Here is an 11,067-nt window from a genome sequence, read left to right on the forward strand (position 1 = left end):
GCCGCCCGGCATCGCCCCAGGTCAGACAGCAAACTCCTGCTGGAGTACTACCTGAGGATCACCAGATGCAGCCGGTGTCCACAGAACCCACACCGCCGCTTCACCCGAACGAGGTCTGATCGTGACCGATTGCGCCGGTGCCGCGCACTCAGCTAGCGCCGGACCAGCGGATCCGGTCGAGGACCTCCCTCTGAACGTCCTCGCCATCGTCGCCGACGCTCGCGCCACCTGGCAGGACGACAAGGGAGGCAAGTCCGCCGCAAGCCAGTCCCCGCACTGCGCCCATCACTTCCGTCAGGCCGCCGACACCTTCGATCGCCCCGAGGACACCACCGACGAGGAACGTGCCGCCACCGCCGACATGGCCGGCGCGTACATCGAAGCCGCCACCATCCACGCCCGGGAAGCCGACCTGACCGCCATCTGACCCGGCCACCGCGCCCGCCGCCCCGCCCCGAGCCTGGGGCGGGGCGGCATCGTCCTCCCCGCCTCTGCCTACCGGCGTCCGCCTCTACTTGCGGGCCTTGTCCCGCCGCCAGTCACGGTCCGTCCACCGGCCCGCAGCCGCCCAACCGCTGCACGCCGACACCACCATCCCTCGATCACGCGAGGACATGACCGTGCCCATCACCACCCTTAACTACGACCCGACGACGTCCGAAGGCCAGGCCATCAGCCGTCTCTTTCGCGCATCCAAGAGCATCGAGGACAGCAACGGCGAATGGAACGGCGCCGACATCGTGGTCCTGGTCGGCGACTTCTTCATCCGCCTCGGCATCGACATCGACCGCGGCGACTACCAGGTCGACCCCGTCCCGCCCCAGTCGGTCTCGCCCGATGCCGATACCGACACCGTCGCCGAGCTCCTCGCCGCCAACGAAGAGTTCACCACCAACGGCTACCCCACGGGGAACGAGGGCTTCTTCTACGCCGAGCCCGACAATGACCGCTTCGCCGACTACACGCTCCTGACCTTCCCCACCGCCCCGGCAGCCCGCGTCCGCGCCGCCCTGAGCGTGCTCCGCGCCGCCGGATATACCGCCGCCGAACAGGCCCCCACCACCCCCGAAGCCGCGCGCCGCACCGTCCGCATCGACGCCGGTGTGCTGCGCGCCCCTCCCGGATGACGCCCCGACCACCGAACGCGCCGCTCGCCTGCTGTAAAACGCCGGATTCACCCAGCAGACCGATACCAGCGACACGGCCCCAGCTGTCAGCTACAGCACCCCCACGCCCGTGATCTGGCGCCCCGACCGGGTCCAGATCGACGTAACCGCTCCCGGACTGCGGGCCGCGACGCCCGCGAAGAGGTCGCCCGAGGCATCGCAGCCACCCTGACCGACGCCGGCTGGACCGTCGACGTACGCGGCACCGAGACGCTCCACACCACCCCGCCGCCCGCCCCGGAACTTCCGAAGCCGACGTCCGAACCCCTCGGGGAACCGGAACTTGGTCAAGAGGGCCAAGGCGGAGCTGGAGCAGATCCGGGATCAGCAGCAGGCCATCGTCGAGGCGTTGATCGGGAACTACCGCACGGCGCTCCAGCACATCGACGCCGAAAGTTCAGTCCAGGCGGCCCGGGAGAACGCGGCGGCGCTGACCGCCGAGATCCTGACGGCAGTCGGGGAACGCGACCAGGACGCCGCTCCGGACGCCGTCACGGCCCGGCTCGGCGAGGGGCTCGCGCCCGCGCTGCACACCATGGCGAAGGCCCTGCGGGTGCAGGCCGGCGCCCTGGGAGTGCCCGCGGCGGTGGACGACTTCGGCGGTTTCGAGGGGACGTACGAGCAGATTGCTTCCGGCCCCGGAGGCGTGGAGCGGGTACGGCCATCGGCGCGAGCGTGGGCGGTGGTCGCGTCGGCTCGGGCTCGACGCGTGTACCGGTCGGCCCCTCGACCGAGCAGGTGGCGCCCGCCCCGACCGCGAGGAAGGCCGACGCCACCTGTCGCCGCCACGCCCTGCTCGACGAGGACACGCCGGGCTTCGTCCGCGGCCTCGCGGCGGCATGGCCGCCGGTGCGGCACCATCTCGCGGCGCGGCCGCGGCGTGAGAGCCCGAGTCGGCCCGCCGTCCCGGCCTCATGGGGCGGACACCTGGTCGGCCGTGCTGCCGCGGCGCAGCGTCCGGCGGTCCCCAAGCCCGCCCGCTTGGTCCGTTCGTCCAAGGCCAGGAGCTCATGGGCGAGGTCGCGGACAAGCCTGGCTGCCCGCTTCTCGCCGGGGCCGGGAGCGCGGCACACGTGGCGGCGCGCTCGGAGGTCTGGCGGTGAGGAGAGTGACGTCGAAGGTCTGCGGCGGGTTACGTAGCCCACGTTTCAGTCGCTGTTTGAGCAACCGGCGCGCGGTGATCCGTTGAACCCGGTAACCGGCGACCCATCCCTGAGCCGGCGAGTGAGCGAGGTTCGCACATGTCCAGCACCCTTCCGCGCAGCGCCCGGCGCTGCTACGTGGCAACGGGCAGCCACCCAGCAGGGCGACCCGGCAGAGCTGACTTCCAGCGACTCGCGCACTGATCGGTCGGTCCCATGAACTATTGCGTTCCTTGCCGCCGCCCTCTCAACAACACCGTGACGTGCCCGGAGTGCGGGGCGTACGACGATGACATGGCATTGCCGGGCGGATCGGGCGACGGCGCTCCGGCGGTCGACACTGCGGCGATGGAAGCCCTCTTCAGCGTCGGACCAGACCCCGTCGAACCACCCGCGCCTTCCCCGGCGATCCCCGCTCCCCGGAAACGGGCAGCCGAGACCGCCCCGGCCCCGGCTTCCCCGACCGAGGTGCCCGAGGGCCGGCGCCGTCACGGCGCGCCGCGCTGGAAGAAGTACGGCGCCCGTACCCTCGCCGCGGCCGCGTTCACCATGCTGGGCGGCATCGCTGCCGGCACGGTGCTTCCCGACCCGACGGCCAAGCCCCAGTCCGCCGACCTCCCCGACGTACCCCCGGGCCCGGAACAGTCACCCACCGAACCGCCCCAAGGGCACGCCACCGCACCGCCGCGTGCCTCAAGCCCACCGGAACGTGCGGTCACGCACCCCGCCAGAGGGAGCAGCCGGGACCGCGCCGACGAGGTGATCCGACCGCCTCGCGCGACAGTCACGCACCCGCCATCACACTCTCCCACGGCTCCTCCCGCCACCACGACTCCGCCGTCCGCGACTCCCACCCCGGCCCCGCACCCGTCCAGCGGCCGCCCCAGTCCCTCGCCTACCCCGACGGCACCATCCACCCCGCCGCCGACTGCCACACCAACTCCGAGCCCGAGTAGCAGTACCGGCACCCCACCCACGGACGACCCCACACCGAGCCCTACGGTCAGGCCGCTTGCCGATGCGCTGCGCGGTGGTACGGAGCGGCTGCTGCCGCGCTGACAGAGGGAAGCTACGACGAGGCCCGCTGCACCTGCCGCAAGGAAGTGTCAGGCGGCGGGTCGCGGACCTCGTCAGCCCAGTACAGCGCTCTTGGCACCAACACCTTGCCCTCCGGGCGCAGCACGGTCGGGAGCAAGCCCGCGAACACGCACCCTCACGACGGAGCCCGGTCATCGACAGGCCCGCCAACCTCCCCTCAGCTGGCCACGCCGGCCCCCTCGACCTGCTCGCACCGTGCGTTCCTGTTTGAGTTGATTCAACGTAATGAAGCACTACTAGTGCCGCATCAGACAACGTTTGCCCGGTCCCGCTGCGGCCGGCGCACGTACCCTCGCGGGATGCACTCTCATCTGCGCTTCGAGAATCCGCCCGCGCTGCCGCATCTGCCCCATGAGGTGGTGGTCGAGACGCTGGAGCGGGCGCTTCGCGACCGCTCGCAGGAGGGCGAGGCGGCACGTGTCCTGGTCGGGAGTGCGTTGAACGATGACGATCGGGAGTTCGTCGAGCGCTGGTGTGTGCAAGTCGGGACGCGGGCTGTGCCGGGCAGCACGCCAACGTCCGCGCGCTCCTCGGCCAGGGCGGCCACCCCGGCAGCGGACAGCCCGTCGCCGGTGCCCCTGGCGCGAACCGCGGGAACTGCGTGCTCGCCTACCGCATCCAGCTCCCCGGCCGTGACGGCACCGGCGCCACCGAGCGTCTGAAGTGCTCGAAGGCGCCGATCAGCCGCCGGGGCCGCCAGGGCATCGACCTGCGCCTCGAGACCAGCGACCAGCCCGCCACCCCCGCCTGCACCCTGCACTGCACGTTCGCCGACTGGCCGTACGACCCCGACGGGTGCTAGGAAACCGGTGAACAGCACCGCGGCTGCCACGGCTGCAAATGCGAGTACCACCCACCACCAGCGGATCGGCGGGGTGGAACGCCGCGCTCGCCGGTACAGACTGGCGGCCGCCGCCGCACAGGGCAGGGCAGCGATCACAAGGATGAGCGAGACGACGGGGACGGACTTGGTCAGGCCCTCTCGGTTCCAGGTGACAAGGGCCACGACCCAAAGACCGACTGAGATCGTAGCCAGCCCGTGGGCGAGGCCTCGTTTCCTCCGGCTCTGGCCCATGGTGCCTCCTTCCTGGCTGACCCAGTGGGCTCCAGCCTCGAAGGACACCGTGAGAGTAGTCCGCGGGCATACCTAGCGCCGACGCGCCGTCGCTCCGCGACCTTCACCCGGGCAGGTCACCGGTCCTTGTGGCGGGAGCCAGCAGCGTCAGGGGCGGGTGGCTCCGTAGTAGTCCCTCTGCGGCATGGCGGAGGTGAGCGGTTCGACTCGCACGTCCTTGCCGGTGCGCGAGCACTGGGACCGGCTGGCCAAGGACGCGTCATGGCGGGAAGGGCCTCAAGCGCAGCTCGGGACGCGGCTGGTCGGGGCCGCCAGTGACGCCCTGCGCCGTCCGGCCGGGGACGTGCTGGCGGAGACGCCGGCGAAGGTGAACACCGTGGCGGCGAGGGCCACGTCGACGAGCTTGGACCCTACTAAGGCGGCGAAAGTCGCAGCTCCCGCTGAGGCCGCAGTGGCCTCGCACCTCCAGTCCCCTCCTGTCCCGACGTGCGGCAAGGCGAAGTAGTCGCGCCTCCTCGCAGGTCCTTGCCGGTGCAGGAAGCGATGCCCGTGCACGAACGAAGCCCCGCCCGGCCGTGACGGGGGGACGGAACGGCCGGGAGGGGGATGGGGCCCGTGCGCTGCCGGATCGGTGGCACGGCAGCGCACGGGAGATCAGGGGTGGCGCTTCGGCGCCGGTGCGCGACTCCACCGGGCCTGCGGTGACGCCGGGCACCGCAGGGGATCCGCGTGTATGTGCATGTCCGGGCGGGCGCCGGATGCCGAGGCGGGTGTCTCCAGGGTGACGGCCCCGCCTTCCGCGATCGGCTGGTCGCAGTCCACGCAGATCAACGTGGCGTTCATGGCTCCTCCCCGGCGTTCCGGAGGGCGGCGAGGTGGGTGGTCAGGGCGACCACCGACCGGGCGAGACGCTGCGCATGCCGGACGGCCCGGACGAGATCGGCCGACGGCTGTTCGCCGAGGCGTGCCTGGGCCTCGCCGATCCCGGCCGACGCGCGGACCCGCAGGTCATCGTGGCGGGGCCGGGAGACAGCCGCGTCGGCCACCACCGGGATGAGCACTTGGACGTGGCCCCGTACGCGCAGCAGCGTGGTCTCAAGCACGTCTGCCGGGGGCAGGGCGGCGCTTTCGAGGAGCACCGCCGCGTCGGCGCGCATCGCCTCGATGTACAGCACCGGGACGCCGTGCCGCTGGGCGCAGGCGCGGTGAGCCATGACGCGGATGTACGGGCCGCCGGGGGTGGCGTGGCTGCGGATGCAGAAGGTCGCGCCGCCCTCATCGCAGTAGGTGCAGTTGGTCACGGCGCCTCCCGGTGCTTTGCGCAGACGACGACAGGCCACACGCGGTCCTGCCCGGGGAGGGTGATGTGCCCGGCGGCGAACAGCTCGCCGAGGGTGGCGCCGCAGTGCCAGCACGCCTCACCGTGGAGGCGGACGATGCTCACCGCCTGGACAGGCGTGTCCTCACCGGGTGGTGCAGTCGTGTCGCTCATGGCGGAGATACTGGCCCCGGCCATGGCCACAAGTGACACAACTTGTGTCACCGTCAGACAGCGCCCACCCACTCCGCAAACGCCGTGACGCTCTCGGCATCGGCGCGCTTCAGGCGCCGCAGCGTGGCCGCAGTCTCCCGGGCCCACGGGTGCTCGCGGGTGTGCTGAGGGGCGATCCGACGCGCCACCTTCAGCGACTCGAAGGCGTGATCCGTGCGGCCGGTCCAGAGCTGCGCGCGGGCGAGCTCGATGTAGAAGCCGGACCGCCGCTCGGCCGGCAGGTCGGTCGGGGGCTTCCACTCGCGGGCCACGGTGAGCGCGTCGGCCGCGTGGTCACCGCCGAGGCTCACCGCGACGGCCACGCGGTGGATCCGTACGGAGTCGGGGCCGAACGCGGTCCCCGCGTACACCGCTTCGGGGGCCCGCTCCGCCAGCGTGCCGGCCTCGCGCAGGTGCGCTCGGGCGGAGTCGGCGGCCTTCGCCCTGGCGGCGATGACGGCCGCCCGCATGTGCAGCGCGCCGCGGGCCGCCGCCGCAGGAGGGTTGTCCGGCGGCGGTGCCGCGTCGATGGCCATCTCCAGGGCGCGTTGCCCGGCGTCGTGCGCGCGGGCCGCGAAGAACGTCTCCGTGCGGACGTAGCTCACGACCGCCGGGAGTAGTGGGTCACCAGCGTGCGGGGCCGCCCAGCGCATGAGCTCGATCAGCCGCGCGGACAGGTCTCGGGCGCCGTGCTTGTACGCCACTGCGTCGGCGGACCGGGCGGCGGAGGTGAGCAGCCGGGCGGCTTCGGCTGTGTCCTGGCCGGTGGCCGTGTGGAACGCGGCGAGCGTGTCGGCCAGGAGCGTGGGCGCCGCCGTGACGAGTCGTACGTACTGCGAAGCGAGGCGCCACGCAGCGGCCTCGGCCACCGCCGCGCGCAGCTCGGCGAGCGACCGGCCCAGCACCCCGGCGGGAACGTCGTAGGCGGCGATCGCCGCCGACACCGCGGGCAGGGCGATCCGTACGCGGTCCTCGGACCGGTCGGGCCCAGCTTCGAGACGGCTCGGGTCGAGGGACAGGGCGGCCGCGATCCCGTCGAGCGCCTCGTCACTGGGGCGGCGCTGCCCCTGCTCGATCTTCCGCAGCAGGCTGGGGGAGATGTGCGCGGCGGCTGCGAGCTGCACCTGGGTCATGCGGCGTGCGCGGCGGGCCGTGGCGATGCGTGCGCCGACGTCGCGCATAGGGTCCGGCATATGGGCAGCGTACGCGCCGTGGCATGCCGTCAGGTAGCTGTGTCATCTCTCTCGGTGACGATGTCCACCAGGTCGTGAAGGCTGTGGATCGTGTAGTCCGCAGCCTCCTGGACCGCCGTATCGTCCGCCCACAGGTGACCCCACGGGCCCCGGCACAGGTGCGCGGTCAGCAACCCGGCCTCGGACGCCGGGAAGGTGTCGTTCACCGGGTGGTCGCCGACGTAGAGCGTCTCGTACGGCGCCGCCTTGCCGGCGTCGAGGACGCGGGCGAAGAAGTCGGGGTGAGGCTTCGCCACCCCCCACTCATCCGAGGTGGCGAGGTAGTCGGCCGGCAGGTCCAGCTGGCGCAGCAGTGAACCGGCCTTGCGGGTCTGGTTGCCCGCGATGACTACGCGCACGCCAGCGTCGCGGAGGGCCGTGAGGGCTGGACGGACGTCGCTGTACAGGTCCGACTCCTCGAGTCGCTCGCCGCGGCCGGCGGCCTCGCGGGCCCGGTACTCGGCACCGAGGTCGAGGCCCGGCCGGACGAGGCGGAGAGCGTCAGCGTTGTCCCGGCCCTGCGCCGTGACGGCCCCGACCAGCGCGGACAGGGTGTGTCTCGGTACGCCCAGCCAGTCAGCCCAGGATGCCCAGTAGCGGTCATCGCGAACGAGCGTCTCGCCGATGTCGAGTGCGACTACGCGGATCATGAGCCGCAGCGTAGACGGGCCGCGGGTACGCGAAAAGCGCCCCCGTCCGGCACGCAGGCGGTCCCCGTCGCAGCCGTGCCTGTCACGACGGCGACCAAGTTCGCGGGTACGGCCCGCGAGCGGAACGGCGTGCCGCTGTCGCTCGGCATCGCCGGCGCCAACAGCGATTATTCCAACACATTCACGGGAGTCGACTCCCCCTCACTTATGCCTGACCGGCCGTCCGATGTAGGCCATTCTCCGTACCCGCTGTGAGTCGAACGCGCCCGAAGTGAATCTGCATGTAGTAGTACGATGCGAGCAATAGGCTGCTTTCGACGAATGGTCACGGTCGTAGTCGGCTTCATTGCCAAGCTGACACCATTCTCTGACATGCGATCAGTTGCTGAACTGCTCAACACGCCAGTCAGGATTTCCACACCTTCCATTGTCGTTTCGCCAGGAAGTACGAGCAGGAAGTAACCTTGAGGAATGTCGACAGACCAGCCAAGGCGCCATTCAACTGTACCGACCCCATTAGGGAGAAACATGCTCTCCCATCCCTGGCCACCCTTAAACTGGTAGAGGTGGAGCCAGTTACTTTTCGCAGTTGCGATTTGAGACTTTCGCCGCAGCCAAAGCTCCGACAGATTGGTTACTTTTCCGATTTCTTGTGCTTCAGCAATCCCGTCGACTTCCACCTGCTCAAGCGGAGAGAAGGTAATGTCTACTGGGCTGCTTACGCGCCATCCCAGCTCCTGTCCCATAATCCACGGAGTGCAGTGTTCTGGAACGCGACTCGTCCGCACAAATCGGAAGTTGTCCTCGTATATTTGCGCGTCTTTGCGGCTCCCTGGTCTATCCACCTTATAGGCTTCAGGTTGAATGGCCCATGGGTAAAGAGATTTGAAGTGCACCTCAATTGGCAAAGTGCGCCTCCTTTAGTGACCTAATCCAGCCACCGGCGGCGTGACTTCGTGTGATGTCCCGCAATTCTCGGCTGAGGAAGAGGTTGTCTTGTCGTGTTGCAGGGATCATAGTGTTCGGAAACGTCCACCGCCGTCCGGAACGGTCCAGTTTCCTGGGTTAAATCCACACAGTTCCCAAGGCCGGTCATTCCGCTCACCGCTGGGCGCGCTGGCGCCCAAGGAGTCACCATGCCGCGCTCAGCATAGACAGCTTTCAGGACCCGCCCAAATCCAGAACCGATACGCTACAGGAACCAGCACCCACAGGAATCTCTCGATATCTCACCTCTTCAGAGGTTGTGATCTCAGACAAGTTCACCACCGTCAAGGAGTTTCGAGTGAAACTGAAACTGCTTTCATTCGACGCCGGTCCGCGTTCGAAGACAGCGATGTACGCTCGGTCAGCCGAATCAACCGCTACACCGCGAGGTCCCGGCCCGACCGGAACCCGTCGGGTGATCTGGAGGTCTCCGGTGCTAACGGCTAGCAACTCGGAAGTATTCTCCACTGTCACCAGGGCAAAATCCCCATCGGATGTGAAGGCGACGGCTCGGCTACCGATCGACCCAACCTCGACGGCATTGATCAAGCGCCGCTCAGAAACACTGAAGCGTGAGACATAGGCCGCGCGCGTGTTCGCCACCCAACCCACGTCAGAGTTCGGCTGCAGCCCAACACTATAAGGATGGGCCTCGTCGCCGATTTCGATCCTACTTACCTCACTAATTGATTGCACTTCACCGTCTTTGAGTGGCATGAGATCGAGTACCGAAACGTAGTGAGAGCCCCAGATGGCAACGAACGCCACATTTCCATCGGGCGTGACCGCCATGTGTCGTGGATCGCGCCCAACTGAGACGCGATGTACAGTTTCGCGGGTTTCGAGATCCACAACAGCGATGTAATCGCCGCCAGACACGGAGACAAGAGCCCACCGATCCCCTGGAACGATTGCAAGTCCTCGAGGCGCCGGGCCAACTGAAATTCTAGACACTTCTACGTTGTTATGTGAGTTGATTTCGGAGATGGTGTCACCTGCGCAATTACATACATAGCCGCGCCCATCTTGGGTGAATTTCACGGCGCCACGAGGGGCGTTTCCTACGCGAATTTTTGCTTGCTGCTCAAACGATTTTCCGTCACTTGTCCGGCTTACCGTTAGCGTTCCGTCGTCGGTGTCCGTGGAGTAAATGTGTACCGCCATGACAGCATCTCCTACCGTGTTCCAGTATTACTTTTGAGGTATACCCGAACCGAGCGAAGATAATTGCGCAGCTCCTCGTCTTTCACTCGGCTGGCGTACCATTCCAGCCATCTTCGCCGCGGTGATGAGAACGCGTCAGCGCTCCGGAGCGAAGCCGGCCTTAGGTTCTGTCCGTGGCCGACTGGCGGGCGGCCGGCCTCGGTTCCATCCTGCTGATCGATTCCCCGCAGTACGACGACGAGCTGCGCGCCCTGATCGAGTGGGTTGAGGGGGTGCTTGTGCCCGGCTACCTGGGCGAACCCACGGCGGACAGCCGGTGGTGCCACCTGTGGTTCGAACACCCCGTCGCCCGTCTGCCCGCCCTGTGGCTGGCCTGGCAGGAGTGCACCCACTCCGCCACCTGAGCTACACCGGACCCTCGGTGTGGCACCGCGACCACCTCGATCCCTGCCTGCGAGAACTGCGCTCCTTCAGCGGCCCCTTCGCCGGATGTACCAAGGGCGAGCACCAAGTCCACCACCGCATGCCCGGCATGGTGCCCAGCGCCTGGCGTGACGGCGGAGCGTGACCCGCCGCCCGCGGCCGCCCGGGGCGCCTTGGTGCGGCTGGCATGTTCCGCGCACCCTCGAGAACATCGTCGAGCGCGGGTCGGGCCGAGTGGGCGCGGTGCCGGCGCATGGCGGTTAGGTGTGAAGAGTGGCGATGGTGATGGCCACGGTGGCGGCGAGGGTGACGACAGCGGCGAAGGTGATGGCGGCGGAGTGGGTGGCGCCGTGGCGATGGACGCCCGCCGCCTCGACGTCGGCCTGCACCTGCCGCAGGCCTTCCTCACCGACGCCGCCCCCGACTACCTCCACGACACCTAATGGGACCAGCCCACCGACGACTGGGCAGAAAAGGCATACGTCGAACTAGCCGAACGAGTCCACGGCAAACAGGCCCCCCTCAGCCGGGTCAGCCCCCGACCGCAACGACGCCCACCCGGCCCCTCCACAACTGCCGACGCCCCCACACCACGACCC

At 68.9% G+C, this 11,067-nt stretch carries 13 protein-coding genes; 6 read left to right on the forward strand and 7 right to left on the reverse strand.

Features of this window, described 5'->3' with window-relative positions:
• Nucleotides 1–121: 121 nt before the first annotated feature.
• The 4 genes from IH00_RS0134805 (at nt 122) to IH00_RS0134820 (ending at nt 4,208) form a co-directional block, all read left to right on the forward strand.
• On the forward strand, nt 122–427 hold the full coding sequence (locus IH00_RS0134805) for a hypothetical protein (RefSeq protein ID WP_052411878.1): 306 nt from the start codon (nt 122–124) through the stop codon (nt 425–427).
• Nucleotides 428–620: 193 nt separating this feature from the next.
• Nucleotides 621–1,127: a hypothetical protein gene (locus IH00_RS44670; RefSeq protein WP_234335087.1), complete on the forward strand. Its 507-nt coding sequence runs from the start codon at nt 621–623 to the stop codon at nt 1,125–1,127.
• 1,397 nt (nt 1,128–2,524) lie between these two features.
• Entirely contained in the window at nt 2,525–3,367 is an 843-nt protein-coding gene (locus IH00_RS45630) for an SCO2400 family protein (protein WP_420710976.1), read from the forward strand.
• 511 nt (nt 3,368–3,878) lie between these two features.
• Complete coding sequence (locus IH00_RS0134820; protein WP_234335083.1) at nt 3,879–4,208, forward strand: hypothetical protein; 330 nt, start codon at nt 3,879–3,881, stop codon at nt 4,206–4,208.
• A 1,112-nt stretch (nt 4,209–5,320) separates the two neighbouring features.
• On the opposite strand, the gene IH00_RS0134830 is transcribed toward IH00_RS0134820, so the two are convergent.
• The 6 genes from IH00_RS0134830 to IH00_RS42355 form a co-directional block, all read right to left on the reverse strand.
• On the reverse strand, nt 5,321–5,782 hold the full coding sequence (locus IH00_RS0134830; protein ID WP_031080300.1) for a DUF6415 family natural product biosynthesis protein: 462 nt from the start codon (nt 5,780–5,782) through the stop codon (nt 5,321–5,323).
• On the reverse strand, nt 5,779–5,973 hold the full coding sequence (locus tag IH00_RS0134835) for a hypothetical protein (RefSeq protein WP_158828115.1): 195 nt from the start codon (nt 5,971–5,973) through the stop codon (nt 5,779–5,781). Before IH00_RS0134835 ends, IH00_RS0134830 begins: the two co-directional genes overlap by 4 nt.
• A gap of 53 nt (nt 5,974–6,026) precedes the next feature.
• Nucleotides 6,027–7,205, reverse strand: coding sequence for a helix-turn-helix domain-containing protein (locus IH00_RS0134840; RefSeq protein WP_031080304.1), 1,179 nt, complete (start codon nt 7,203–7,205; stop codon nt 6,027–6,029).
• Nucleotides 7,206–7,234: 29 nt separating this feature from the next.
• The gene (locus IH00_RS0134845; protein ID WP_031080306.1) at nt 7,235–7,894 is read right to left on the reverse strand and encodes an HAD family hydrolase; all 660 of its coding nucleotides are present in this window, start codon (nt 7,892–7,894) and stop codon (nt 7,235–7,237) included.
• A 167-nt stretch (nt 7,895–8,061) separates the two neighbouring features.
• Nucleotides 8,062–8,640, reverse strand: a complete 579-nt coding sequence (locus tag IH00_RS43070) for a hypothetical protein (RefSeq protein WP_158828117.1) — start codon at nt 8,638–8,640, stop codon at nt 8,062–8,064.
• Between the two features lie 415 nt (nt 8,641–9,055).
• Nucleotides 9,056–10,045: a YncE family protein gene (locus IH00_RS42355; protein ID WP_107064585.1), complete on the reverse strand. Its 990-nt coding sequence runs from the start codon at nt 10,043–10,045 to the stop codon at nt 9,056–9,058.
• A 173-nt stretch (nt 10,046–10,218) separates the two neighbouring features.
• On the opposite strand from IH00_RS42355, the gene IH00_RS45150 reads away from it, so the two are divergent.
• Together IH00_RS45150 and IH00_RS45155 are read left to right on the forward strand one after the other, a co-directional pair.
• Nucleotides 10,219–10,449, forward strand: a complete 231-nt coding sequence (locus IH00_RS45150) for a DUF4913 domain-containing protein (RefSeq protein ID WP_267882627.1) — start codon at nt 10,219–10,221, stop codon at nt 10,447–10,449.
• A 17-nt stretch (nt 10,450–10,466) separates the two neighbouring features.
• Nucleotides 10,467–10,613: a DUF4913 domain-containing protein gene (locus tag IH00_RS45155; protein WP_267882628.1), complete on the forward strand. Its 147-nt coding sequence runs from the start codon at nt 10,467–10,469 to the stop codon at nt 10,611–10,613.
• Between the two features lie 115 nt (nt 10,614–10,728).
• On the opposite strand, the gene IH00_RS43075 is transcribed toward IH00_RS45155, so the two are convergent.
• Nucleotides 10,729–10,902 (reverse strand): hypothetical protein, encoded by a 174-nt coding sequence (locus IH00_RS43075; RefSeq protein WP_158828118.1) that lies wholly within the window; start codon nt 10,900–10,902, stop codon nt 10,729–10,731.
• Between the last annotated feature and the right edge of the window lie 165 nt (nt 10,903–11,067).

Source organism: Streptomyces sp. NRRL S-118 (assembly GCF_000716335.1).
Lineage (GTDB): Bacteria > Actinomycetota > Actinomycetes > Streptomycetales > Streptomycetaceae > Streptomyces.

Bases quoted from the DNA above. Each gene is read 5' to 3' on its own strand.
- IH00_RS42355 (WP_107064585.1), bottom strand. From the start codon at position 10,045: ATGGCGGTACACATTTACTCCACGGACACCGACGACGGAACGCTAACG.
- IH00_RS0134840 (WP_031080304.1), bottom strand. From the start codon at position 7,205: ATGCCGGACCCTATGCGCGACGTCGGCGCACGCATCGCCACGGCCCGC.
- IH00_RS43070 (WP_158828117.1), bottom strand. From the start codon at position 8,640: ATGGGACAGGAGCTGGGATGGCGCGTAAGCAGCCCAGTAGACATTACC.
- IH00_RS0134835 (WP_158828115.1), bottom strand. From the start codon at position 5,973: ATGAGCGACACGACTGCACCACCCGGTGAGGACACGCCTGTCCAGGCG.
- IH00_RS45630 (WP_420710976.1), top strand. From the start codon at position 2,525: ATGAACTATTGCGTTCCTTGCCGCCGCCCTCTCAACAACACCGTGACG.
- IH00_RS0134845 (WP_031080306.1), bottom strand. From the start codon at position 7,894: ATGATCCGCGTAGTCGCACTCGACATCGGCGAGACGCTCGTTCGCGAT.